The 25807-nt window shown below is 57.0% G+C and carries 23 protein-coding genes and 1 tRNA gene; 13 read left to right on the top strand and 11 right to left on the bottom strand.

Features of this window, described 5'->3' with window-relative positions; translation table 11 throughout:
• Positions 1-2 precede the first annotated feature (2 nt).
• Together GOW98_RS09390 and GOW98_RS09395 are read right to left on the bottom strand one after the other, a co-directional pair.
• Positions 3-1526 carry a hypothetical protein gene (locus tag GOW98_RS09390; RefSeq protein ID WP_170331307.1) on the bottom strand — a complete coding sequence of 508 codons (1524 nt, stop codon included), beginning with the start codon at positions 1524-1526 and terminating at the stop codon, positions 3-5.
• On the bottom strand, positions 1516-1665 hold the full coding sequence (locus GOW98_RS09395) for a hypothetical protein (protein WP_170331309.1): 150 nt from the start codon (positions 1663-1665) through the stop codon (positions 1516-1518). The genes GOW98_RS09390 and GOW98_RS09395 overlap by 11 nt, the downstream gene beginning before the upstream one ends.
• 79 nt (positions 1666-1744) lie before the next feature.
• Between GOW98_RS09395 and GOW98_RS09400 the strand changes: the two genes are divergently transcribed.
• Both GOW98_RS09400 and aroB read left to right on the top strand, forming a co-directional pair.
• The gene (locus GOW98_RS09400; RefSeq protein WP_170331312.1) at positions 1745-2332 is read left to right on the top strand and encodes a shikimate kinase; all 588 of its coding nucleotides are present in this window, start codon (positions 1745-1747) and stop codon (positions 2330-2332) included.
• Complete coding sequence (gene aroB / locus GOW98_RS09405) at positions 2332-3444, top strand: 3-dehydroquinate synthase (RefSeq protein WP_170331314.1); 1113 nt, start codon at positions 2332-2334, stop codon at positions 3442-3444. Before GOW98_RS09400 ends, aroB begins: the two co-directional genes overlap by 1 nt.
• On the opposite strand, the gene GOW98_RS09410 is transcribed toward aroB, so the two are convergent.
• Both GOW98_RS09410 and ssb read right to left on the bottom strand, forming a co-directional pair.
• Positions 3445-4515: a site-2 protease family protein gene (locus GOW98_RS09410; RefSeq protein ID WP_170331316.1), complete on the bottom strand. Its 1071-nt coding sequence runs from the start codon at positions 4513-4515 to the stop codon at positions 3445-3447.
• An 18-nt stretch (positions 4516-4533) separates the two neighbouring features.
• On the bottom strand, positions 4534-5037 hold the full coding sequence (ssb, locus tag GOW98_RS09415) for a single-stranded DNA-binding protein (protein ID WP_170331318.1): 504 nt from the start codon (positions 5035-5037) through the stop codon (positions 4534-4536).
• Positions 5038-5244: 207 nt separating this feature from the next.
• Here ssb and GOW98_RS09420 point away from each other — a divergent pair, with 207 nt between their 5' ends.
• Positions 5245-5823 (top strand): lytic transglycosylase domain-containing protein, encoded by a 579-nt coding sequence (locus tag GOW98_RS09420; RefSeq protein WP_170331320.1) that lies wholly within the window; start codon positions 5245-5247, stop codon positions 5821-5823.
• A 40-nt stretch (positions 5824-5863) separates the two neighbouring features.
• On the opposite strand, the gene GOW98_RS09425 is transcribed toward GOW98_RS09420, so the two are convergent.
• The 6 genes from GOW98_RS09425 to miaA form a co-directional block, all read right to left on the bottom strand.
• Positions 5864-6247, bottom strand: coding sequence for a hypothetical protein (locus GOW98_RS09425; RefSeq protein WP_170331322.1), 384 nt, complete (start codon positions 6245-6247; stop codon positions 5864-5866).
• A gap of 4 nt (positions 6248-6251) precedes the next feature.
• Complete coding sequence (locus tag GOW98_RS09430) at positions 6252-8339, bottom strand: dipeptide ABC transporter ATP-binding protein (protein WP_170331324.1); 2088 nt, start codon at positions 8337-8339, stop codon at positions 6252-6254.
• Positions 8340-8430: 91 nt separating this feature from the next.
• Positions 8431-9894: an ABC transporter permease gene (locus tag GOW98_RS09435; protein ID WP_170331326.1), complete on the bottom strand. Its 1464-nt coding sequence runs from the start codon at positions 9892-9894 to the stop codon at positions 8431-8433.
• Between the two features lie 13 nt (positions 9895-9907).
• Positions 9908-10954, bottom strand: coding sequence for an ABC transporter permease (locus tag GOW98_RS09440; protein WP_170331328.1), 1047 nt, complete (start codon positions 10952-10954; stop codon positions 9908-9910).
• Between the two features lie 119 nt (positions 10955-11073).
• A complete protein-coding gene (locus GOW98_RS09445; protein ID WP_170331330.1) occupies positions 11074-12744 on the bottom strand; it encodes an ABC transporter substrate-binding protein in 1671 nt (556 codons plus the stop codon).
• Between the two features lie 309 nt (positions 12745-13053).
• The gene (miaA, locus tag GOW98_RS09450; protein ID WP_170331332.1) at positions 13054-13947 is read right to left on the bottom strand and encodes a tRNA (adenosine(37)-N6)-dimethylallyltransferase MiaA; all 894 of its coding nucleotides are present in this window, start codon (positions 13945-13947) and stop codon (positions 13054-13056) included.
• Positions 13948-14043: 96 nt separating this feature from the next.
• Here miaA and pyrH point away from each other — a divergent pair, with 96 nt between their 5' ends.
• The 9 genes from pyrH (at position 14044) to GOW98_RS09495 (ending at position 24849) form a co-directional block, all read left to right on the top strand.
• Entirely contained in the window at positions 14044-14796 is a 753-nt protein-coding gene (gene pyrH / locus GOW98_RS09455) for a UMP kinase (RefSeq protein ID WP_170331334.1), read from the top strand.
• Between the two features lie 211 nt (positions 14797-15007).
• Complete coding sequence (locus GOW98_RS09460) at positions 15008-16594, top strand: BCCT family transporter (protein ID WP_170331336.1); 1587 nt, start codon at positions 15008-15010, stop codon at positions 16592-16594.
• A gap of 223 nt (positions 16595-16817) precedes the next feature.
• The gene (locus GOW98_RS09465) at positions 16818-18242 is read left to right on the top strand and encodes a cryptochrome/photolyase family protein (protein WP_170331338.1); all 1425 of its coding nucleotides are present in this window, start codon (positions 16818-16820) and stop codon (positions 18240-18242) included.
• 69 nt (positions 18243-18311) lie between these two features.
• Positions 18312-19520, top strand: coding sequence for an SAM-dependent methyltransferase (locus GOW98_RS09470; RefSeq protein ID WP_170331340.1), 1209 nt, complete (start codon positions 18312-18314; stop codon positions 19518-19520).
• A 16-nt stretch (positions 19521-19536) separates the two neighbouring features.
• Positions 19537-19977: a TrgA family protein gene (locus tag GOW98_RS09475; RefSeq protein ID WP_170331342.1), complete on the top strand. Its 441-nt coding sequence runs from the start codon at positions 19537-19539 to the stop codon at positions 19975-19977.
• Entirely contained in the window at positions 19943-21124 is a 1182-nt protein-coding gene (locus tag GOW98_RS09480; protein ID WP_367646827.1) for an NUDIX domain-containing protein, read from the top strand. Before GOW98_RS09475 ends, GOW98_RS09480 begins: the two co-directional genes overlap by 35 nt.
• A gap of 69 nt (positions 21125-21193) precedes the next feature.
• Entirely contained in the window at positions 21194-22228 is a 1035-nt protein-coding gene (locus GOW98_RS09485) for a cysteine synthase A (protein ID WP_170324696.1), read from the top strand.
• On the top strand, positions 22228-24669 hold the full coding sequence (locus GOW98_RS09490) for a DUF3772 domain-containing protein (protein ID WP_170331344.1): 2442 nt from the start codon (positions 22228-22230) through the stop codon (positions 24667-24669). The genes GOW98_RS09485 and GOW98_RS09490 overlap by 1 nt, the downstream gene beginning before the upstream one ends.
• A 90-nt stretch (positions 24670-24759) precedes the next feature.
• Positions 24760-24849: transfer RNA gene (locus GOW98_RS09495), tRNA-Ser, on the top strand.
• Between the two features lie 251 nt (positions 24850-25100).
• Here the strand turns inward: GOW98_RS09495 and GOW98_RS09500 are convergent.
• On the bottom strand, positions 25101-25304 hold the full coding sequence (locus tag GOW98_RS09500; protein ID WP_170331346.1) for a hypothetical protein: 204 nt from the start codon (positions 25302-25304) through the stop codon (positions 25101-25103).
• Between the two features lie 66 nt (positions 25305-25370).
• Here GOW98_RS09500 and GOW98_RS09505 point away from each other — a divergent pair.
• The coding region (locus tag GOW98_RS09505; RefSeq protein WP_170331348.1) for an IS6 family transposase at positions 25371-25807 on the top strand (437 nt) is incomplete at its 3' end.

Here is a 25807-nt window from a genome sequence, read left to right on the forward strand (position 1 = left end):
ACTCAGGTGTCCTGCAAGATCAAAAGGTTCAACGCGGCGCGGCGGGCCGTGTCTTCTAGACCCACACGGCGCAGAGTTGCGACTGCGGCAGTCAGATCAACAAGATTACCGCGCGCGCCATGTGCGAACAGCTCCATCGTTTCCAGAATGGCCTCGCCCAATTGCCCGTTCGCCAGCATCGCATCGATATCCGAAGGGACGGGCGCAGCCCAGGCAAATCCTTCGGCCATCGCGTCGGCCCACGGCGACGGGCTGCGCGCCCGTCCCGGATCGCCCTGTGCCAGTGCGGCCAAAAACTGCGTCTCTACCGACTCGTCCGGCGGTGACAGGGCGGCGGACTCATAGAGTTCCGATAGCAGAAGAATCCGCCACCGCAGGTTTTCGGCAGCCGGATCGGGCAGGGTCATTTGCGATAGCCGGTCAGCGAAAAGTTCTGCAAAGGGAACTTCTAACCCGACACTACGCATTTGTTCCCAGACTTTGGGCAGCGCAGTGGCGATAGCGCTCGGTTTGCCGGTCTCCAAAGCGTTTTCAAACTTCTGCACCGCCGCGACCCGATCCCAGACCGCGCCAGAAGCGGCGGGCGAGCGCTCGGTATACAGGCCCAGCAATTGGTTCGGGGTCAGCGCACCGATCCGCGTCAGGCGCTCGGCGGCCTCGATCTGTGCTTTCCATCCGGCGACATCGCGCAGGTCGGCATTTGCAAAAGCGCGCGGCAGGGGCGCAGAAGGCAAACGCTCGCCAATGGCTTCGAACAGCCGAAAACTCAGCGGATCGGGATTTTCGGGCTGTGGCAGATATTCGGCATCTTCGTAAAGCTCGGGGCTGAGGAACCGGTCCAGCACGTCCAAATCCTCGGGCGGAAGAACCTGTAGCGCATGGGCGGCCTCAAGCGTCAGCGCGGCCGAGCTCCAATCGCCCCGACGGGCCTTGCAGAAAATTTGCGCGGCGTAGTTCCGGGATAGATGCGGCTGCGCGATCAAAGCTGTGCAGCTGCGATCCTCATCCCCGGTCAGCAGTGTCGCGTCGAACCAGCGCTGAAATCGTTCGCGGTTGTCGGTCGGCCCGGCCAGTTGCACCAACGATTGCACCGGATCGGCTGCACCCAGTTGCAGCAACCGGTCAAGCCGCGCCAACAGCAGAGGTTCCTGCGCATTCGGACCGGCAGGCGCGCGGGCCTCGGTCAGCAGCAGGGTGAACAGCAGGCGCTGCATCGCCGGGTTGTATTTGACGGGCACGCGGGCGATCAGTTGCGCCAGACGGGCAGGGTCGCTGTTCTGCCACAGGTCAACCGGCAGACCGGTCACCGAGGACGAAACCAGCCCAAGCGGCGGTGACAATGCCTCAAGCGGCGTGACCTCGACATCCGGTTGAACACCGGTCTCTGTCACCGGTGGTTCCAACAACACGGTCCCCGGCAGGTTTTCCGGCGGGTCGCTTAGCCATTCGATAACGGATAGAGGTTCCTGCTGCGCCTCGGCCGATCCGGCCAAAAACAGCGCAAACAGCGCGGCCTTATTCGACATTCAGGATTACCGGCTCTCGTATCTCATCTTGCGGCGCCGAAAAGTCGGCGCCGAAGAACGGACCCAGGTAGGCATATGCCACCAGCCCGACAAAACCCAGGCAAATCAGATATAACAGGAACTTGATCAGACGGCCCATTGCTCAACGCTGCCCCAATTTTCTCTTTTGTCATAGTTATAGCTAGCATTTTTCCTAAGATCACGTCATTCACGGTGAAATGAGCGAAATTAAGCATAACACTTCTACCACGGACACAGACACGGGCTTTGATCTGCACAAAACGGTAGTTCTTGTGGGCATGATGGGGGCAGGAAAGACGGCGGTGGGCCGTGCATTAGCCGCGCGGCTGGGTGTTCCCTTCCTCGACAGCGACGCCGAGATCGAATCGGCAGCCAACATGACCATCCCCGAGATTTTCGCCCGCGACGGAGAGCCGTTTTTCCGCGCCAAGGAAAGCCAGGTCATCGGGCGTCTGCTGGATGAGGAAAAAGGCATTCTTTCGACCGGCGGCGGCGCTTTTCTGGCCGAACAGAACCGTACAATGATCACCGAACGTGGTGTGTCCGTCTGGTTGCGGGCTGATCTGGATGTTCTGTGGAATCGCGTCAAGCACAAGGACACGCGCCCCTTGCTGCGCACGGCTGACCCGTATGCGACTTTGCGTGGCATTTATGAACAGCGCGTGCCGGTCTATGCGCAGGCCGATCTGATCGCAGACTCGGACGGCGAAACCTCGATCGAGAATATGGTGAACCGGGTGCTGGATGCGTTGGCAACACGCCCCGATGTTTTGGAACGGAAATAATGCACCAAACCGTACATGTAGAGCTGGGCGAACGCTCGTATGATGTGGAAATCGGCCCAAACTTGCTGGAGCAGGCTGGCGCGCGGATTGCGCCCTTGCTGCCCCGACCCAAGGTGGCCGTTGTCACGGATAACAACGTGGGCGCGCTGCATCTGGACGCTCTGCGCGACGGGTTGGCTGCTGCCGGGATCGAGATGACTTCGCTGACCTTGCCTGCGGGTGAGGCCACTAAAAGCTGGCCGCATTTCGAACGCACGGTTGAATGGCTGCTGGCGGAAAAGGTCGAGCGTCGGGATGTGGTCGTCGCCTTGGGTGGCGGTGTCATTGGCGATCTGGTTGGGTTTGCCGCTGCGGTTCTGCGGCGCGGAGTGCGGTTTGTGCAAATCCCAACCTCTCTACTGGCGCAGGTGGACAGTTCGGTCGGGGGCAAGACCGGGATCAACGCGCCGCATGGCAAAAACCTGATCGGGGCCTTCCATCAGCCTTCGCTGGTGCTGGCTGATACGTCGGTTCTGGGCACGATGACTCAGCGCGATTTTCTGTCGGGCTATGGCGAAGTTGTGAAATACGGCCTGCTTGGCGATGCCGCTTTCTTCGAATGGCTTGAGGAAAACGGCACGGATGTTTCGGGCGGAGACATGGCCGCGCGGGTGCGGGCGGTGACACGCTCGGTTCAGATGAAAGCCGATATCGTGGCGCGTGATGAGACCGAGCAGGGCGACCGCGCGTTGCTCAACCTTGGCCACACCTTCTGCCACGCGCTTGAGGCTGCGACTGGCTACTCCGACCGTTTGCTGCACGGTGAAGGCGTGGCCATCGGCTGCGCGCTAGCGTTTGAGTTGTCGTCGCGTCTGGGCCAATGCTCTCAAGAAATTCCATGCCGCGTCCGCGCTCATCTTCGGGCGATGGGGATGAAAACCGATCTGGCCGACATTCCCGGCGATTTGCCGGATGCCGAAGCGCTGGTTGATCTGATGGCGCAGGACAAGAAGGTTATCGAGGGCCAATTGCGTTTCATTCTGGCGCGCGGGATCGGTGAGGCCTTCGTCACCTCGGACGTTCCGCGTGAGGCAGTGATTTCAGTGCTGGAAGACGCCTTGGCGACGGTCTGATCACCGCCCGCGGATCACCATCAACTCACCGATGTTTTCACGGGTGATGTAGCCGACCATGTTTCCGGCTTGCGTGCAAACCGCGATGGCCGGGGCACCTTTGTGCAACCCCGCCAGAACCGTCTCGAGCCCGCTTGTCAATTGCACCTGCGGGATATCCGTTTCCATGATCGACGTGGCCGGTTCCGAGCGCGGGGTGTCTCCGGCCAATGCCGAGAACAGACCGTTGCGAGTAACAAACCCAAGCAAAGCGCCTGCTGAATCCAGCACCGGGAATTCATGCTGTGTGGTGTGAATGACCGCCTGCGCCGCCGTGGCCAGCGTGTCGGTCGGGGACAGGGCGTGGAACTCGGTGATCATCGCATCCCGCGCCAGAACACGCCGTGCGACCGAACGCATTGCCACGTCCTGACTTTCGGAATTGGCTGCGATGAAGACAAAGACAGCGATCAGAACCAGAATTGGGTTGCCCGTGCTCAATCCCCAGAATCCGAAAGCAACGGCGACGACCTGTCCGGCAAGGGCGGCGACCCGTGTTGCCTTGACCCGATCCATCTTGAGGCACAGCAGGGCGCGGAACACGCGCCCGCCATCCATCGGAAAAGCAGGGATCATGTTAAATGCCGCCAGCAGCAGGTTCACATAGGCCAGCCGGTTCAAGAGACCGGGGCCGGTCGAGTCGATCTGCATCATCGTTTCAAGCGGCATGCCGGCCCCCAGAATGACCAACACGACCCAGATCAGGATGTTCACGGCAGGCCCGGCGAGGGCGACCCAAACCTCTTGCATGGGTTTTTCCGGCATCCGTTCCAGCCGGGCCAACCCTCCGATTGGCAGCAGAGTGATGTCGGGTGTCTTGATCCCGTACCGACGAGCCATCAGTGCGTGGCCGAACTCATGTGCAATGACGCAGGCAAACAGGGCCAATACGAAGATCAGGTTCTCGATGGCCGCCGGTAGTCCTCCGTTGGAATAGGCGGCAAAGCCGATCCAGGCCAACAAAAGGAAAAAGGTGACATGGACCCTCAATTCCGACCCAAGTATTCGGCCGAGTGAGAAGGACCATGTCATGATGTGTCTCCGTTTCGGTTAGAACGGGATCTCGTCATCGTCGATTCCGCCGGATGCTGGGGCAGGGGCGCTGGACGGACCGCCATAGGGGTCGCCATATCCGCCACCGGCCTGGCCGCCGCCATAGCCGCCCGACTGGCCGCCATAACCACCGCCACCGCCGCCTTCACCGCGGGCGTCCAGCATCACCAGTGTCGAGCCGAACCCCTGCAGAACCACTTCGGTCGAATACCGATCCTGACCGGATTGATCCTGCCACTTGCGGGTCTGCAATTGGCCTTCGAGATAAACCTTGGATCCTTTGCGAAGGTATTGTTCGGCGACGCGGACAAGCCCTTCGTTGAAGATCGCGACTGAATGCCATTCGGTGCGCTCGCGGCGCTCTCCGGTGTTGCGGTCTTTCCAAGTCTCGGATGTGGCGATGCGCAGATTGCAAACCTTGCCGCCGTTCTGGAATGTCCGGACCTCGGGATCGCGGCCAAGATTTCCGACCAGAATGACCTTGTTGACTGAACCCGCCATGTATTTCCCCGTTCTGTATTGACGTATGCGCGCCCGAATCTGGCGCAGTGTTTCAACGCGACCCTATACGGCCTGCGTCGCGGTTGAAACACAGTTGATGTCTGCAACACCCGGCAAGAAAATACTTATGTCCTGTTTACCATGCTTTCATTGTTGGCTGAAATATCTATAGTTCACAGAGTTCCTGAACGAGCGAGATTGGCTTAAATGCGATTTCTGGTTAGTTGTTTTTTGGTTTCTTGCTTTGCCTTGATCTCGGTTTCGGCGACTGCGCAGACCTTGTCTACCAAAAACCGGAAAGACATCTTTCTCAAACAATCCAAGGTTTTGGATTCTCGTGCTGCGACCCAGTATCGTGATTCCGAACGGTTGAAGCCAAAGACTGCACAGCCCAAGTTCAACAAGCGCTATACCGGTAAGTATCGCGGTCAGTACATGACCCTGGCCCGGCAGGCCGCGCGCAAGCACAATGTCCCGGAAGATCTATTCCTGCGTCTGGTGCAGCAGGAAAGCGGATGGAATCCACATGCAAAGTCACACAAGGGGGCCTTGGGGCTGGCTCAGCTGATGCCTGGGACGGCCCAGCTATTGGGTGTGAACCCACATGATCCGAAGCAGAACTTGGAAGGTGGTGCTCGGTACTTGTCCTGGCAGTACCGCAAGTTCAAATCCTGGCGTTTAGCCTTAGCGGCCTACAACGCGGGGCCGCAGGCCGTCGAAAAGCACGGCGGCATACCGCCGTACAAAGAAACCCAGAATTACGTGAAAGTAATCTGGGGCGGCTAAGTCACTTCTTTGAATATTGGGTCACCAGCTTCGACGTGCTTTAGAACGTAATAGCAGTAAGAATTTTGATCAAAGCTCCGGTAGACAGGCTGTAATCATAAAGTGCATTTGCGCGTGCCTCCCGCTCGTTGACGAAGCTCCCTAGTATTGTCTGGCCGGCACCGGCAGAAACCCCGTAGCAGGCACTTCCTAGTGCGTCGAGACGTTCATCGCAGCAAGCACCAAGACCTGGGCATAACCAGAAGCGCAAATACGAATAAGACCAACTCAAACAGGAGTGCAGAGCGGCGTGGCAAACTGATGTCGTCAGGATGATTGCAATCGCGATTGCCAAATTCAATCCAGCTAGATGCCGAGAGCTAGCAGTATAGTGGTTCAGAAATATGAAAATGCGTGCCGGGCTAAACCCGGCACCTTTTTCCATGGGCTTACTCTGCCGCGATTTTGATGACCGGCTCCATTCGGGCCAGAATGTCTTCGGACAGGTGGCACTTGACCTGATGCCCGTCGGCCAGAGTTTTCACCGGCGGAACGTCGCGTTCGCACATCCCGCCTGGAACTTCTGACTTCCACCGGCACCGGGTCTGGAACGGACACCCAGGAGGCGGATTCATTGCCGAGGGGATATCCCCCTCCAGCACGATATGCTGCTTTTCAATCGAGGTGTCCGCGATAGGAACGGCACTCAGCAACGCTTCGGTATAGGGGTGATATGGCGGGGCAAAGACCTGATCGGTAGTGCCCAGTTCCACCACATGGCCCAAGTACATCACCATCACGCGATCGCTCAGATAACGTACGATGGACAGGTCGTGGCTGATAAACAAAAGCGTGGTTTTGTGCTCTCGCTGAATCTCCATCAACAGATCGGTTACCGCAGCCTGCACGGACACGTCCAGCGCCGAAACGGGTTCATCCGCTACCACGATACGTGCATCCCCGGCAAAGGCACGGGCGATACCGACGCGCTGCTTTTGTCCGCCAGACAACTGCCGGGGCATCCGATCCGCAAAGGCGCGGGGCAGTTTCACCAGATCCAAAAGTTCCAACATCCGCTTTTTGCGCTCGGCCTCGGAGTTGCCGACGCCAAAAATTTCCAGGGCGCGGATGATCTGTCGGCCCACGGTCATCGAGGGGTTCAGCGTGTCAAAGGGGTTTTGGAACACCATCTGCACTTCGCCAACGGTCTTGGCGTCACGCTGTTCGATCGGGACGGCTTCGATATTGCGATTGTCCAACAGGATCTGGCCATCGGTTGCCGTTTCCAGCCCCATCAGTACCTTGGCGAAGGTGGACTTGCCGCAGCCGGATTCACCTACGATGGCCAGCGTCTCAGACTCATGCGCTTCAAAGCTGAGCGTTTCGTTGGCCTTCACCACCTTGGTCTCACCGCCACCGAACAGGGCATTCGCGGCCACCTCATAGTATTTCTTGAGGTTGTCCATCTTCAAAACGGTGCGACCGATCTCGGCCTTTTCCTTTTGCTCTCCCACGGTGATCGGTGCGTTCCAGTCAATTTCCTTGAACTTCAGGCAGCGCGTGTGGTGGCGATCATTGCCCGGCACCGGCTCCATCAAAATGTTCTGGGCATCACAGCGACCTTCTTCGAAATAGTCGCAGCGCGGGCCAAAGTTGCAACCCGGAGGGCGTTCGTGGGGCAGGGGAAAGTTACCCGGAATCGCCACCAGCGGTCGCGCGTTCTTGTCGGCCCCCGGCAGCGGGATCGAACGGAACAGCGCCTGCGTATAGGGGTGCTGCATCTCGTCGAACACATCGTGGATTGAGCCGCGCTCAACCGCCTCACCGGAGTACATCACGCATAGTCGGTCGCAGGTCTCTAGAACCAGGCCGAGGTTGTGCGAGATGAACAGCATCGAAGTGCCGTACTTCTTGCCCAGATCCTTTACCAGTTCGACAACGGCGGCCTCAACCGTCACGTCCAAAGCGGTGGTCGGTTCATCCAAGATCAAGAGTGCCGGCTTGGACATCAGCGCCATTGCGATGACGATCCGCTGCTGCTGACCGCCCGACAACTGGTGGGGGAAAGAGTTCAACATCCGCTCAGGGTCTGGTAGGCGAACGTCCGTAACCACTTCCAAAGCGCGGGCATACGCTTCGTCGGAACTGACGCCCTCGTGGATCATCGGCACTTCCATCAACTGCTTGCCGATTTTCATCGCCGGGTTCAGCGAGGCCATCGGTTCCTGATAGATCATAGCGATTTCATTGCCGCGAATGTCGCGCAGTTCCTCTGCTGACATTTCCGAAAGGTCGCGGCCCTTGAACTTGATTGAGCCGCCCACGATGCGTCCGTTCTTGCCAAGATCCTGCATGACCCCCAGCGCTACTGTGGACTTGCCACAACCGGATTCACCCACCAGCCCTACGGCTTCGCCCGGTTGTACACTGACTGAGAAATCCATCACGGCGGGGATTTCCCGCAGCCGGGTAAAGAATGAAATCGACAGTTTGTCGATCTCCAGAATTGGCCCGTCATAATCCGCCAGTTTGTTCATCTGTGTTTCTCCTCGCGAGAGTCAGGGCTATCCCCATCATCTGGCTAAAATCTCGGGGAACCGGGGGGCTGGCCCCCCGGCCTCGATCACATCAGTCTTTCAGACTTTCTTCGCGCAGACCGTCAGCCAGCAGGTTCAGACCAAGAACCAGCGACAACAGCGCCAACGCAGGCGGTAGGGCCGGGTGCAGATAGATCGACAGCAGCTTACGCCCCTCGTTGATCGTTGAACCCCAGTCCGGGCTTTCCGGTGGCAACCCAAGGCCAAAGAAGCCCAACGTTCCCAGCAGGATGGTTGTATAGCCAATCCGCAGACAGAAATCGACGATCAGCGGACCACGTGCGTTGGGTAGTATCTCCCACAGCATGATGTACCAGGGGCCTTCGCCACGGGTTTGTGCAGCTGCCACATAGTCACGCGTTTTGATATCCATCGCCAATCCCCGCACAATGCGGAACACTGTGGGCGAGTTCACAAAAACCACCGAAACAAACACCACCAGAATACCGCCGGGAATATCAAAGAGGTCCAGATAAGTCGGCAGACCCCAGATGCGGTAGCTGTCAGTGTTGATGATGTAGCCGCCGGTTGAAATCAGCGACAGATACAGCCACAGCGCAATGCCCAATACTCCGATCAACAGCGGTGTGCGGAAATTCGGACGGGTGTAATAACGCGAGTTCAACAGTACGCCGAGGAACAGGATCGGGAACACGAACAGGACCGCTGCCATATAGTTCGGCACCCCGGTCGCCACGATTTCCGGTGTGACCAGCAGATAGAACAGCAGGATGACGGGGAAAGCCAGGATCAGGTTGGCGAGGAAGGACAGGAACGTGTCAAGACGTCCGCCATAGAAACCAGCGGGCAGGCCCAGAGTAATCCCAACCATGAAGGCAAACATGGTCGCCAGCGGGGCGATCTGCACCACGATCCACGCGCCTTTGACCATACGGCTAAAGACATCGCGGGCCAGATTGTCGCCGCCCAACAGGTACCAGGCGTATTCGCCGTCCTCCGTAGAAGGAAGGGGCGTTCCGGGCACCTTGTTCTTCATGCCCGACACCTGATCCAGCGGATCGTGGGTGATGATCAGGTCCATGGCGCCAAAGACGCCGGTGAATACCCAGAACATCACAAGGCCAAAGCCGATCATGCCGATGGGGCTGTCAAACAGTTTGCCGTAGAGCCCCAGCTTGCGTTTAAAGGCAATCGACATGGCGAAAAGAATGACCAGCGACAGCCAGACGGGCAGAAACTGCTGTGAAATCGCGCCTATGATGCCTGCGCTGGTACCCATGAGAATGCCCAGAACGATATAGGCCAATGCGAGCGCAACACAGGCTGCGAAGCTGTATCGCAGCGCCTTCTGTGTCAGGCCGCGCAGGCCCGATCCGGTGCTTATCGTGCCATCAATATTCACGCTCACTGGCGCTTCCGGCAATACGATACTGCCAAGTATCCAAACGACGATCGAAACCAGCAGGGCTGCGATTGCGATCATCAGCAAGGGGTTCAGGATGGCGATAGAGCCGGTCCAGGTAAGTGGTTCCATGATCTATCCCTCCTTACGAAATACGGATGCGGGGGTTGAGGTAGACATAACCGATATCCGAGATCAGCTGCGTCACTAGCACCACAAAGACCGACACGACCGAGATCGCCAGCAAAAGCTGAATGTCGTTGTTGCCTGCCGCCTGAACCAGCGCCCAGCCAAAGCCCTTGTAGTTGAACAGGGTCTCAACGATCACGACGCCGTTCAGCAGCCAGGGGAACTGAAGCATGATAACGGTAAATGGCGCGATCAGGGCATTGCGCAGTGCGTGTTTCATGACAATGTTGGAAAACGACACGCCTTTCAGACGCGCGGTTCGGATATATTGCGCCGTCATCACTTCTGTCATAGAGGCGCGGGTCATTCGGGCGATGTAGCCCATCCCATAAAGCGCAATGGTCAACACTGGCAGGAAGAAGTTCTCGAACGTCGGGTTCTCCATCGCCTGTGTCGCTGTGCCTTTGAACCATTTCAAGCCCACAGCGGACGAGGTGAAGATGGCGATGAAAATAACGCCCGAGACGTATTCTGGTGTCGCAGTAGTGGTGATCGCAAAGGTCGAGAGGGTCCGGTCCGTGGCTGATCCTTCTTTCATTCCAGCCATAATACCGAGGATCAGTGCCGACGGAACCATCAGCAACATCACCCAGAACATCAGCCTGCCGGTCAGGCCCAGACGGGTTCCCACGACCGTTGAAACTTCTTCTTTGAAGACGGTCGAATAACCCCAGTATCCCTGCAGGATGCCGCAGAACTTGGGTGCATCTTCCGCAGATTCACCCGGCAGAATACATCTGCCTTGAACCGTGCCGTCTTCATTCGTGTGCCGATAGGACGGCAATACTCCCAACCACTCGCCGTATTTGACCGGCATCGGCTGAAGATACCCGTTCTTTTCCAGATAACTTTCAACCTGCTCATCCGACATCCTGAAGTTGCCCTGCGTTTTCGCAAGCTTTTCGAGGTTCGGATACAGGTTGGTGAGGAAAAATACTAAGAATGTCAGACATAATGCCGTCAGGAGCATGATGCCAACACGCTTTAGAATGAAAAGTCCCATAGTGGCCCCTGTTGGTAGGCTAGCGCGAAGATTATTCGGTTCGACGCGTCGCTGTTTTTGGGTCGCCTGATTAAGACGAAAAGGCCGCGCCTATTTGGCGCGGCCTGATTGTTTTCGGCTTAGCCAACGATGCCGAATTTATAAAGCTGGGGCAGGTCGGCGATGTGCTTTTCAACTCCGACCATGTTGTCGCGGTGGTGGCGCATCGCGGTCCGCCAATAGGGCTGGATAACAACGCCTTCGTCGATCATGATCGCCTGCAGCTTGCCCATCACTTCGCGACGTTGGTCCACATCAGTAATGGAATTTGCTTCGGCCAGCAGGGTGTCGAACTCTTCGTTGGAGAAACCGGATTCGTTCCATGCAACGCCTGACTTGTAGGCCAGTGCAAGGATTTGCGTACCGAGCGGGCGGTGGTTCCAGTTTGTCGAAGAGTACGGGTATTTGGTCCAGTCATTCCAGAAGGTCGACCCTGGCAGAACCGTGTGTTTGGCCTTGATGCCAGCGTCGTTAAGCTGCGCAACAACGGCCGCAGTCGTGTTCCGACGCCAATCGTCATCAATGGACTGAACTTCGTGCTCGAAATCGCCCATGCCGGCTTCGTCCATCAACGCTTTGGCTGCGGCCGGGTCATACGGAATGCGGGTCACTTCCGAGTCGTATTCCGGATGCATCGGGCCGACATGGCTGTTTTCGGCGACAATGCCGTAGCCGGACATGCCAAGTTCCAGACAGACCGCGTTGTCGACAGCCATCGCAAGCGCCTGACGCACGCGTTTGTCGCCGTAGATTTTGTTACCGTCCGCATCTTCGGCCAACTGGTTGGGACGGATTACAATGGTGAAACCGGACGGGATTTCCGAGCGGACAAGGCCGATGCTGTCAAAGATGTCGACAAATTCACCGACCGACTCCCAGTTCATGTCGATTTCTTCGGCCTCATAGGCAGCAAGGAAAGCGGCAGGGTCGGTGCCGTAGTCGATGAACTCGATCCTGTCGATATAGCCACCTTTACCGGCTTCATATCCCCACCAATCAAAGTCTTCATTGCGGACCAGAACACCTTTCACGCCAACTTCGTGGCTCTCCGGCAGCATGAATCCGGTACCAATCGGATTGTCCAACATAGTGTTGGGGTCATGGCTGCTGTGCACGATGGCACCGGGATAGTCAGCCATGCCGGGGATGATCGTGATATCCGGAGCGCTACACTTCAGCTTGACCGTGTGGCTGTCGACAACAGTAATTGCACCCTCTGCGGCTTGCTGGGTACTTTCGTCGATCAGCGATGACATTCGTGACGCCATCGAGTTGCCCTCGACCGAGGAATCACACCATCCGGTAATATTGCGCGCAACATCCTCGGCAGTGAAATCGTCACCATTGTTCCATTTCACGCCCTTACGGACGTTCAAGGTGTACTCTGTGGCGTCGTCGTTGGCTTCCCAACTCTCCAGAAGCATAGGCTTGAACGATCCGTCGTTGTTGTACTCGACCAGATATTCCAGCCAACCTGCGGTGAAGGTGGCGATCTGTGTCCAGTCAAAGGTTCGAGGATCTTTCAGCGCGCGTACTTCCATCTGATAGCGGATGGTTCCACCCCGCTGCGGCTCTTGCGCTGCGGCAGGCGATTGCAGGCCGATCATCCCGTAGGCCGCTGGCACGGCAACACCCAGCGCGGTGGCGCGGGCCAGGAATTCTCGCCGGTTCAGTTTGCCATCCCGATACTCCTGAGCGTGCATTTCTGCGGCCCAATGAATCGGGGTTCCGGTGATGGTTTGGTTTTTCATCAATGTCTCTCCCTGATGACATGTTTTGTTTTTGAAGAAGGTTGGAACCGCTCGAACCGGTCAGTTTCCGGCAGCAGGTTCACGGATTTTTTGAGTTCTGAATGTCCCCATAGGTCCATTCGGCCCCAGAATTCGAATGAGGTCAATGTTCGAAATCGTCATTCATGATACAAAAGCGACATGGTCAGAGATTGTTGTGCCATGCCCGACGCCCGGATTCGGGTGAATCCGCTATGTATACTGTGGTGAACCGACAGATTCTTTCCTTGCAGGGAATCGGTTAGGAAAATTCCTCAGGAAATCGACGTATCATTTTGAGAAATCTACCCGATTCCAGTTTTTCATCCGCGCACGGAACCAGGTTCGCTGACGTTTGGCATATTGACGGGTGGAAATCGTCGCACGTTCGCGGGCGGCGTTCAGGGTCATCTTTCCGTCCAGATACGCGATCAATTCCAGCACACCGATCGCCTTGAAGGCGGGCAGGGTCGGATCATAGAGGTCGCGCATCGCCTCGACCTCTTGCAGCGCGCCTGTGTCCAGCATCTGATCGAACCGCCGGGTGATACGGTCCAGCAGCCATTCCTTGTCTACGTCAAAGACGATCGGCACCGTGTCTGACAAGTTCAGAACCGGAGGCGGGGTGTCGGCTTGCCAGTCTCTCAGGCTGCGCTCGGTGGCTTGCTGAACTTCCCAAGCACGCTGAACGCGGGCGCGGTTCTGGGTGTCGATCCGACCCAGCGTTAGCGCATCCACCCCGGCGATCAAAGAGGGCAGGTCCATTTGATCAGCCTCAGCCCGAACTGCAGGAGGCGTGGCGGGGATGTCGGCCATGCCTTCGGTCAGAGCAGAGAAATACAGGCCGGTGCCACCGACGATGATCGGTCGTTGATCCCCAGATAGCAGCGGCGTCACCTCGCGCAGCCAGTGGCCGGTGGAATAGTCCTGATCATAAGCGATGTGACCATACAGCAGATGCGGCGCACGGGCCTCTTCTTCGTCTGAAGGCCGCGCCGAAATGACCCGCCAGCAATCATAGACCTGGCTGGCATCCGCATTCACGATCACACCGCCAAAGGTCTCGGCGATCTGCAAGGCCAGCGCTGATTTCCCTGATGCAGTCGGCCCCGCAATCAGCACCGGTTTGTTGTTGTCAATCGGGGGCAGGCGGTCCCAAAACTGCGATCTTTCGTTATTGGCCATCCGGGTGCGCCCCAATCCTCACCATCCGCATTGAACCTGCGGAGTTTTTACTTCATTTTGCGCCGAAATTAACCCCGTGCCAGCCCGGAGCGCAACATGAGCCTGACCGAGACACTCGAAACCACCGAGACCCCAAAAGCGAAGTACAATCGCGTGATGCTGAAAATCTCGGGCGAAGCGCTGATGGGGGATCAGGGATTTGGTCTGCACCCGCCGACTGTTCAGCGCATCGCGCAAGAGGTCAAATCGGTGCACGATCTGGGTGTCGAGATCTGTATGGTGATCGGCGGCGGCAACATCTTCCGCGGTCTTAGCGGCTCTGCACAGGGGATGGAGCGTACAACGGCTGATTATATGGGAATGCTGGCAACGGTTATGAACGCCCTGGGGATGCAGTCGGCATTGGAAGAGATTGGCGTCTTTACCCGTGTCATCTCGGCCATTCGCATGGATGAAGTGTGTGAGCCCTATATCCGTCGCCGCGCCGTTCGGCACCTTGAAAAGAAGCGGGTCTGCATCTTTGCCGCCGGTACCGGCAACCCATATTTCACCACCGATACCGCTGCGACCCTGCGTGCCAACGAAATGGCGTGCGAGGCTATCTTCATGGGCAAGAACGGCGTCGATGGCGTTTATGACAAGGACCCGAAGGTTCACGCCGACGCGGTGCGTTATGACACGGTCAGCTATGACGATGTTCTGGCAAAACGGTTGAAGGTCATGGATGCTTCGGCCATTGCGTTGGCGCGGGACAACAATCTGCCGCTGATTGTCTTTGGTCTGGACGAGCCCGGCGGCTTCCGCGGCATTCTGGCGGGTGAGGGCACCTACACCAAAGTTCAGGGCTAATTGTAACACACTGAATGCGAAGGCTGGGGTCACATCCCCGGCCTTTTTTGTGTGCGGATACCGGTTCTATCGGTTCAAAAACTTACTCTTTACCCATGTCGGTTTTTGCAGGTTTTGTCGTTTTCTCGTGATATGTGGTCTTCTGAGCCAAGCCTTATCGGCGCGGGATATTGGATGTCCTGAGCACCGAATAAGGGAAGGAAGAGAAACTATGTCCGATAATACGGAAACCGACTATGAAGTCGGTCAGGACAACGTTCAGATCATGGGTCTGGACGTACACAATCCGGTCTTTGCCGTATCGGGGCTTACCATCATTGCATTCGTGTTTTTCTCGCTCGTGTTTCGCGAGCAGGCGACCGAATTTTTTGGGTGGCTTCGTCCGGCACTGACCAGCCAGTTCGATTGGGTGTTCATGATCGCCGCTAACATCTTTGTGGTGTTTTCGCTGCTGTTGATCGTCACGCCTTATGGCTCGATCCGTCTGGGTGGTGACGATGCCAAACCGGATTACAGCTATGCCGGATGGTTCTCGATGCTGTTTGCCGCGGGCATGGGCATCGGGTTGGTGTTCTGGGGTGTGGCCGAGCCGATCTCACACTACGGGTCATCGATTGGCGGCGTCGCAGTTGGTGAAGACGGTGTGCGCACCGACTGGGCACCGTTGGGGGCAGGGCTGGAGGACCCCGAAGCCTCGAAAAAGCTGGCGATGGCGGCGACCATTTTCCACTGGGGTATGCACCCTTGGGCCGTCTATGCTGTCGTGGCGCTGGCTCTGGCCTTTTTCAGCTTTAACCGCGGTCTGCCTCTGACCATGCGGTCGGTGTTTTATCCGCTGTTTGGCGAGGCAACATGGGGCCCGCTGGGGCATATCATTGATGTTCTGGCCGTGTTTGCGACAATCTTTGGTCTGGCAACATCGCTGGGTCTGGGTGCGACGCAGGCGCTGGCTGGTCTGAACTATCTGTTCGATGTTCCGATCACGGATGGCATGAAAGTACTACTGATCGGGCTGATCACGGTGTTCGCTCTGATCTCGGTTGTCGCCGGCCTCGACAAAGGGGTAAAGCGCCTGTCCGAAGCCAATATGATCCTGGCCGCAGCTTTGCTGTTGCTGGTGCTGATCGTTGGACCGACCGTCGCGATTCTAACCGGCTTTTTCGAAAGCATGATCGAGTACTTCATAGCGTTGCCCGCTCTGTCGAACTGGGTTGGTCGTGAAGATACCAACTTCATGCAGGGCTGGACTACTTTCTATTGGGCGTGGTGGATTTCCTGGTCGCCTTTCGTTGGCATGTTCATCGCCCGCATTTCGCGCGGCCGGACCGTTCGGGAATTTGTGACTTGCGTAATCCTGATCCCGACAGTTGTCGGTGCGCTTTGGATGAGCGTTTTCGGTGGCGCAGCGCTGGATCAGGTCATGTCTGGTTCTGGGCAGGCCCTGTCGGACGCGGCTCTTGAGCTGAAAATGTTTAAGATGTTCGAAGCCTTCCCGATGACCGGTCTGCTGTCCTTTGTCGGCATCATCCTGGTTGTCGTTTTTTTTGTAACCAGTTCGGACTCGGGGTCGCTGGTGATCGACACGATCACAGCGGGAGGCAAGACCGATGCCCCAACGGCGCAGCGCGTGTTCTGGTGCATCCTTGAAGGCGCCATTGCCGTCGTACTGTTGCTGGGCGGAGGGCTTGGCGCTTTGCAGGCCGCCGCGATTGCAACCGGCTTTCCGTTTGCGATCGTGCTGGTGCTGATGTGCGTATCGATCTTCATCGGTTTGGCAAACGAAAAACGCCGCCGTTGAGGCGAGAAAAATCTACGAAAGCCCCGGCCTTGCGTCGGGGCTTTTTTATAAGGGGTCGGGGTGACCGGTTTCTTGGCTCAGTTTTATAATGCGCTGACGATTTCAATTCTCAACGCCCTATTCCACGTAACAGGAAATTGATCAGTTATTGAAAGTACTTGACGCAGTTTTGTGATCCGGTTTCCGTTCGGCTTCGTAGTGCAAGGAAAACAACCGGGCGGTCATGGAAAACAAGCAATCTCCGATCATCATGTGGTTCCGCCGCGACTTGCGTCTTTCGGACCATCCGGCGCTAAGCGCGGCGGTCCGGTCCGGGCGTCCTGTTATCCCGCTTTTCATTCTGGATGACCTTGCCGCAGCACTGGGCGCGGCGCCAAAGTGGCGGCTGGGCCTTGGGCTGGTCGCCTTTGCGCAGTCTCTCAGGATGGCGAGCAACCGCCTAATCCTGCGGCGCGGAGACCCGTTGTCCGTTCTGCAGGACCTGATCGTAGAGACTGGCGCAACTTCTGTCTATTGGTCTCGGGCCTACGATCCGGACGCAATTGCGCGTGACACTCGTATCAAATCGGCTCTGACCAAGCAGGGCGTCGAGGCCAGGTCATTTGCCGGCCACTTGTTGTTTGAACCTTGGACTGTGGCCACCAAGGCTGGTCAGCCTTTCCGTGTCTTCACTCCAATGTGGCGCGCTGTTCAGGGGCGAGAAGTTGCGGCACCGGAAGCTGCACCCTCAGTTGTTCCTGCACCTCAGAAATGGCCCGCGACCGAGAACTTGGAAGCATGGGAACTAGGACGCTCCATGAACCGCGGTGCGGCGGTTGTTGCGCCTTATGTTCGGTCCGGTGAACCTTCCGCATTTGAGGTTCTTCACGGGTTTCTGGACCGCATCTCAAACTACTCGGAGGAACGGAACCGTCTGGATACGGATGGTACCTCGGATTTGTCCGAATACCTGTCTTTAGGCGAAATCGGGCCGCGTAGCGTTTGGCACGCGGTCCAGCGCGCTGCGATGACTGGCACCCAAGGCACGGATGCTTTCCTGCGCCAACTGGTTTGGCGCGAGTTTGCCTATCACTTGATGTTCCATACGCCGCACTTGCTGACCGAAAACTGGAAAAAGGAATGGGACGCATTCCCTTGGAACAAGGATGCCAGCCAGCCAGAAGTCGTCGCGTGGCAGCAGGGGCGCACCGGAGTTCCGGCGGTGGATGCCGGGTTGCGTCAGATGTACGTGACCGGGCGAATGCACAATCGCGCGCGAATGATTGCAGCCAGCTATCTGACCAAGCATCTGATGACACATTGGAAAATCGGTATGAGCTGGTTTGCCGATTGCCTGATCGATTGGGATCCGGCGGCAAATGCGATGGGCTGGCAATGGGTTGCAGGCTCTGGACCGGACGCTTCGCCCTTCTTTCGGATATTCAATCCGCAAACGCAGCAGGAAAAGTTCGACCCCGAAGGCGCCTATCTGAAACGATGGATTGCTGAGGGGCAAGCCACGCCGTCGGCGACGGCACTGGCCTATTTCGAAGCTGTGCCGCGATCATGGGCGCTTGATCCTGCGTCTACGTACCCCGAACCTGTGGTCGATCTTACAAGTGGACGGGCGCGAGCTTTGGCGGCCTATGAAAGCCGAAAATCCGGGTAAGGAACTGAAAACTTGCCAGAAACACAAACTCGGCCTAGCTTTGAACTACGGCCGCACAGGGGAGAGCGGATGATCCTAACTACGACAGAAGGGCAGAAGGACCTGCCCAGATATTTTGCTCAAGTCTTCAAAATGCTGAACCGGATGGAGTCCGGTCGGATGGACATTGCCTTACCCGACGGTCGGGTTTTTAGGTCCGAAGGGGCCAAGCCGGGGCCGGTTGCACGTGTTGACATTCATGATCCGGACGTCTTTGCACGTTTGATCCGCGAGGGCGAACTGGGCTTTTCCGATGCCTACCTAGAAGGCGATTGGAGCACCCCAGACCTGCGGTCTTTCATGGATTTGGTGCATCTGGGTACCGAAACAGTTTATGACGATTTTACCGGAATGTTTCTGGTTCAGGCCTATGAGCGCCTGCGTTTCTGGCTGCACCGAAACCACCGGCGCCAGGCCAAGAAAAACATCTCGTATCATTACGATTTAGGAAATGATTTCTACAGCTTATGGCTGGATGAAACCATGACATATTCCAGCGCGTTGTTTGAGACTGGTCAGGAAAGTTTAGAAAAGGCCCAAACTGCCAAATACGCCAGTTTGGTCGATGAAATGGGCGCAAAGCCCGGAGATCACATTCTTGAGATCGGTTGCGGCTGGGGCGGGTTCGCCGAATATGCTGCAAAAGAGCGTGGCCTTCGGGTCACAGGTCTGACGATCAGTCAGGAGCAGTTGAACTTTGCCCGGCAACGCATAGAAAAAGCTGGGCTTTCCGATCTTGTTGACTTCAAGTTGCAGGATTACCGCGATGAGCGGGGCCAGTATGATGGGATCGCATCAATAGAGATGTTCGAGGCTGTTGGTCAAAAGTACTGGCCTGTCTACTTCGAAACAGTGCGCGAACGTTTGAAACCGGGCGCGCAGGCCACTTTGCAAATCATCACTGTCGCGGACCATCGCTGGGATATATACAAGAACGGCGTTGATTTCATTCAGAAATATATCTTTCCTGGGGGTATGCTACCGGCACCATCGGTCCTGAAAGATCAGGTTGCCGAAGCGGGGCTGAACGTGGTGAAGTCGCGGGAATTTGGCAAAAGTTATGATCTGACACTGCGTCGATGGTACGAGACGTTCAACGACAAATGGGACGAAATCGCTGAAATGGGCTTCGATGAGCGTTTCCGCCGTATGTGGAACTATTATTTGACCGCGTGCGGCGCAGCCTTTGACACTGGTAACTGCGATGTGACACAGATCACTATAGCAAAACCCAGTTAACAAACGGAAATTCCGAATGCCAAGTGCCCCGCGCCTCGTTGCCGCAATTTGTCTGTTGGTGGTGGCCTTTCTTGTTTCAAGCATGATCATCGACAACGGTGAAGAAGGTAAGGACTACGGCTGGTTCACAGTAGTCAATATGGTCATTGGGGTCGTCTGTGGCTGGAAGATTATGGGCAAACGGGTCGGTCGGGGATGGACCGGAGCGATAAACAACGGGATTACAGGTGTTGCGTCACTCGTGTTCTGGGGGCTGTTTGTTCAAGGCTGTTATGAAATGTTTCGGCTGGCCATGCGTCACAGGTACAATGGCCCGTTTGAGGCTCTGATCGACATTTTCAAAATTGGTATCGACTACAGCCAACTTCTATTGGCACCGGAAATTCTATGGACTTTGGTGATCGGAGCACTTATCGCCGGTCTTGCAACCGAAGAAGCCGGCCGCCGCTGGCGGTAATCCTCTGGAAATCAGCGCGAGTTTCACTCCAGTGCCCGATTTGTTCTTTTACGGTACGCTCAGGCACCAGCCTCTGCTGGAGCTCGTGATTGGCCGCCCACTGACGCAATTGACGATTGCTCAGGCACATCTCCCGGATCACGCGGTTTATGCAGTTGCAGGGCAGGTTTTTCCGATGATTGTTTCGGAAAAGGGCAGCATGGCCAAAGGTCTGCTGGTACAGGGGTTTAACCAAGAGGACCTGAACAGGCTGTCTTACTACGAGGGCGGGTTCGTTTACGATCCCAGCTCGCAGAACGTGCAGCTTGCTGACGGAACAACATTCAAGGCCAGCGTGTTCTTCCCGGAACCGGGTCTCTGGACCCCGGACGGGCCGTGGTCGCAGCAGGATTGGGTGGATAGGTGGGCCGAAGTGACCCTGTTGGCCGCACAGGAGGAGCTTGCCTATTACGGCAGGGTCGATGCTACCACGATTTCCCGCTACTTCTCGCCGATTCGTACTCGCGCCTGGGCCAGACTGGCGGCGCGCAAGCGGCGGACAGGCGATCCGCGCGACACGGACAAAGACGTCATTGTTCAAGGCTACAAGCGCGCCCATCTGAACTATTTCGGCATGGATGAACTGGAGGTAAGACACCGGCGATATGACGGAACAATGGGGCCGGTCCTGCACCGCAGCGGGTTGATGCAGGGGGCTGCGGTGATCGTCCTGCCATATGATCCAGTGAGGGATACCGTTTTGCTGGTCGAGCAATTCCGCGCACCGGTGTTTTTGATCGACGACCCCGAGCCATGGATGTGGGAGCCGGTGGCTGGCATGATCGATCCGGGTGAAACACCAGAACAGGCCGCCCATCGCGAAGCCATGGAAGAGGCGCAGGTCACGCTGAATGCGTTGGAATATGCGGGCGGGGCCTATTCCTCAAGCGGGTCATCGACCGAGTATTTGTACCTATTTGTCGGGCTGGGTGATCTGACCCGCACGATCGATAATGGTGGAGTGGCTTCCGAAGGCGAGGACATTCGCACGCAGATCCTGCCATACGACACCTTCATGCAGAAGGTGGGCAACAATGAATTCAAGGATTTGCCCCTGTTGTCGCTAGCCCATTGGCTAGCCCGGCATCGCGACCGTTTGCGCAACTAACTATCGCTGCTTGTGGTTGCCGCACGGCATCTGTAAATCTTCGTTGATACGTAATGAAATGAGGGCGCCATGCGCATTGCACGAGACCTTGCCGACGCAGTCGGGAAAACACCGCTGATCCGGCTGAAGCGCATCAGTGAAGAAACCGGGTGCGAAATTCTGGGCAAGGCCGAGTTCATGAATCCGGGCCAATCGGTCAAGGATCGCGCGGCGCTTTACATCATTCGCGACGCCATCGCGCGCGGAGACCTGAAGCCAGGTGGAACCATTGTCGAAGGTACGGCAGGCAATACTGGCATCGGTTTGGCACTGGTCGGTGCGTCGATGGGCTTCAAGACAGTGATCGTGATCCCGGAAACCCAGTCGGAAGAAAAGAAAGACATGCTGCGACTGGCGGGTGCTCAACTGGTGCAGGTTCCTGCCGCGCCGTACCGCAACCCGAACAACTTCGTGCATTACTCGCGCCGTCTGGCCGAGGAACTGGCACAGACGGAACCCAATGGCGCGATCTGGGCAAACCAGTTTGACAACGTTGCGAACCGTCAGGCCCATGTCGAAACCACCGGCCCGGAAATCTGGGAACAGACCGGCGGTAAGGTGGATGGCTTTGTCAGCGCCGTTGGCTCGGGCGGAACGCTGGCTGGTGTGGCCGACGCGCTGCAGCCCAAGGGTGTCAAAATCGCACTGGTCGATCCGATGGGGGCGGGGCTCTATTCCTACTACACCACCGGTGAGATCGCGATGGAGGGCAGCTCGATCGCGGAAGGTATCGGTCAGGTACGCATCACGAAAAACCTCGAAGGGTTCAAACCCGACTACGCTTATCAGATGACCGATAACGAGGCGCTACCCTACATCTTTGACCTGCTGCGCGAAGAGGGGCTGGTCATGGGCGGCTCGACCGCGATCAACATGGCGGGCGCGGTGCGTCTGGCAAAGGATCTGGGGCCGGGTCATACCATCGTGACGATCCTGTGCGACTATGGCACGCGCTATCAGTCCAAGCTGTTCAACCCCGAATTCCTGCGTGAAAAGGAACTGCCGGTGCCGGATTGGATGACCGAAGCTCCACGCAGCATTCCCGGCGTGTTCGAGGACGTATGATGCTGCGGCAGGTCCGCCTGTTTTTAGCGCTCTTTCTGGTTTGCTTTGCCATGTTGGGCGGCCCCGTTGCCGCCGAGCTGACCGATCAGCAAAGCGAGTACTACCAGAAATGGCTTGCAACGGCGGACCGTGCCGAGACCGAAATCGAAGCCGACAGAACTTCGAACGCAGCGCTTGAGAACCTGCGGTCCGAAATCCACGACTATCGTGAAGATTTCAACCAAGCGCGGAGCGCCAATACCGATCGTATTCAGACCCTTGATGCTCAGATCAAGGCACTTGGGCCTGCGCCCGAAGGCGATGCGACCGAGCCCGAAGAAATCGCCAGATTGCGGGCTCATCTGGAAGATCAATTAAGCAGCCTACAGGTTCCACGGATCATCTCGGAAGAGGCCTTCAGCCGAGCCAACGGCCTGATCAGCGAGATCGATCGGCTGCTGCGCGAAAGGCAAAAGAAAGAGCTTCTTGAACGCGGTCCATCGCCGATCAACCCGGTGTATTGGGGCCCCGCCTGGACCGACATCGTCGAATCCGTGCGCAGTTTGGTCAGCGAATCTGCTTACAACCTGAAGTCCAATATTGTTCAGGACCGTCTGAGAGATCGCGGCCTGGGCATTCTGTTCCTGACACTCGCCGCGGGTGTATTGCTGTACTACGGGCGCTACTGGTCCGAAGCCGCCGGTAATTATCTTCGGGGTCTTGGCGGACGCGGCATCGGCGTCTGGTCATTTCTGGTTTCGCTGTTACGCATTCTGCTGCCCTGGTTGGGCGTCTGGCTGCTGGTGCAAGCGGTTATAATGACCGGCCTTCTTGGGCTGCGCGGGACACTGCTGATCCAGAACGTCCCGTCTTGGGCTGCCCTGATCTTTTACTATGACTGGATTGGGCGTCAGCTGTACCTCACGCAGGCGGCGCAGAGCTTTAATCGCCTATCCCGCAAGAATGTCACCGAGCTGCGGGTGTATCTCGACATACTGGCGGTCTTCCTGATCACGTATGAGTTCGGGCTGTTGTTCGATCAGATCGAGAACATCACGGATGCGACCCGAGCGGTTATCAGCTTTCCGGTGGTTGTCGGAACCGCTCTGATCCTATTGCGCATTCGCCGAATCCGGACCAGCAGGCCCGCAACGGATGACGCCGAAGCCAGCGAAACGGCGCGCAGTGCTGGTTTAGCACAGATCTTGGAGTTTCTTCGCAAGGCCCTGTTCCTGCTGGGGATCGCCAGCCCAATCCTGGCGGCCGTCGGCTTTACCAACGCGGCCGAGGCGATTGTCTTCCCGGCAGTGAAAACGCTGGTGCTGTTTGCGGCGCTGGCGATCTTCCACCGGTTCCTGACCTCGGTCTATGGCTGGCTCAGCGGGCAAGGTGATTCCGCGCGGGACTCTCTGTTCTCGGTGCTTGCTGGCTTTACCCTCGCTATCCTGACCTTGCCAGTTCTGGCGCTGTATTGGGGCGCGCGGAAAACCGACCTGCTCGAAGTCTGGTCACGGCTGCTGCTTGGGTTCGATATCGGTGGTGTTACGATCTCGCCCAGCAACTTCTTTACTTTCCTGGTCGTGTTCGCCATCGGTTATGGTCTGACACGGTTGCTGCAGAGCGGACTTCGCAACTCGCTGCTGCCCAAGACCAGCATCGATCCGGGCGGGCAGAACGCAATTGCGGCGGGCACCGGATATGTCGGGGTTTTCCTTGCGGCCTTGATCGCCATCATGGTGGCCGGGTTCGATCTATCGTCACTGGCCATCGTCGCCGGTGCGCTATCGGTTGGTATCGGTTTTGGTTTGCAGACCATCGTGTCGAACTTCGTCTCGGGCATCATCCTGCTGGTCGAGCGTCCGATCTCAAAGGGCGACTGGATCGATGTGAACGGAATGATGGGTTACGTGCGCGACATCTCAGTGCGGTCGACGCGGATTGAAACGTTTGACCGGACGGATGTGATTGTCCCGAACTCGGACCTGATCAGCGGCGTGGTCACGAACTACACCCGTGGCAACACCATCGGGCGGGTCATCGTGCCGGTCGGTGTGGCCTATGGCACCGACACCCGCGTGGTTGAGAAAATTCTGGGCGAGGTCGCGAATGCGCACCCTATGGTCTTGGCGCATCCTGCCCCCAGCGTAGTGTTTCAGGGTTTCGGTGCGGATTCTCTGGACTTCGAGATCCGCGCCATTCTGCGTGACGTGAACTGGGTCCTGTCGGTGAAATCCGACATGAACCACGAGATCAACCGCCGCTTTGTCGAAGAGGGGATCGAGATCCCGTTTGCACAGCGCGATGTATGGCTGCGCAACCCCGAGGCGTTGCAGGGACAGCCTGCCGCATCGCAACAGACACCAGTGCCCGAAACCAAAAAACTGGCCTCAAAATCACAGTCCGCTGCGCCTGTTGAAATGACCGAGGCCGATCTGGATGGCGGGGACGGCGACGAGGTCTGAGTGCCTGTGTGACGGAACTGCGGAAGGTTGAATTTTCGCTTTAATCGCCCCTTGCAAATCCTTCGGCGATGGTTCACATATCGCGTCCACGGAGAGGTGGCCGAGTGGTCGAAGGCGCACGCCTGGAAAGTGTGTAGGCGGGAAACCGTCTCCAGGGTTCGAATCCCTGTCTCTCCGCCACTACTTTACTTTAATAATTAGATAACAAACGGTAAACTAAGATTCCTTTAGATTTAGCCCCCATTCTCCCCCCTGCATGTGCGCCCCAGGAGGCGAGGAGTGTAGGACGCGTTCACAAATTCTCAAACTTCTACCGTCGACATTTTCAATAATATGAACCCGAGTTTTGATCTTTGTTGCGAGTCACCTATTTTCGAAGGGTGGTCGGCGGCTTAAATCCAGGACATAGCGGATCCATTGATTTAAGTTTTTTAACGCCGCACCGTTAAATCGGCGTTACTTAAATAGCGAATAGGGCTCAGATCCGAGACTTGAGTGTCTTTAAGATCAAGCGTCTGCAACTCTGATAATCCGGTGATAGGGTTCAGATCAGAGGCTTGGGTGTTCTCCAGGTCGAGCGTCTGCAACCCTAAGAGCCCGGCGATGGGGGTCAGATCCGAGACTTGGCTGTTCATCAGGTTGAGGGTCTTGTCAGAAGAACTTTGCTTGAGCGGGTTAGGGGTGTTGCGTAGCTTTTGCCCATGACCAAACCTGCCTCTTTCAAATACTTCAAAACCAGTCCCGAGATCATCCGCCTTGCAGTGATGCTGTACATCCGTTTACCTCTCTCGCTTCGGAATGTCGAAGATCTACTGCATGAACGAGGCATCGACGTTAGCCACGAAACCGTCCGATATTGGTGGAACAGGTTCGGGCCGGTTTTTGCTGCTGAGATTAGACAGAAGCGTGTTCAGCAGCTGCGCGCGTTCTCCAAATGGAAATGGCACGTGGATGAGGTTTTTGTGAAGGTAAATGGCAAGCGGCTTTATCTTTGGCGGGCCGTTGATCACGAAGGTGAGGTGCTGGAAGCCGTTGTCACCAAACGCCGAAACAAGCAGGCAGCACTGAAATTCCTCAAAAAATTGATAAAGCGGCACGGTAAAGCGGAAAACGTCGTCACGGATCGCTTCGCCTCATA

It is taken from the genome of Ruegeria arenilitoris (genome assembly GCF_013032445.1).
GTDB classification, from domain to species: domain Bacteria; phylum Pseudomonadota; class Alphaproteobacteria; order Rhodobacterales; family Rhodobacteraceae; genus Ruegeria; species Ruegeria arenilitoris_F.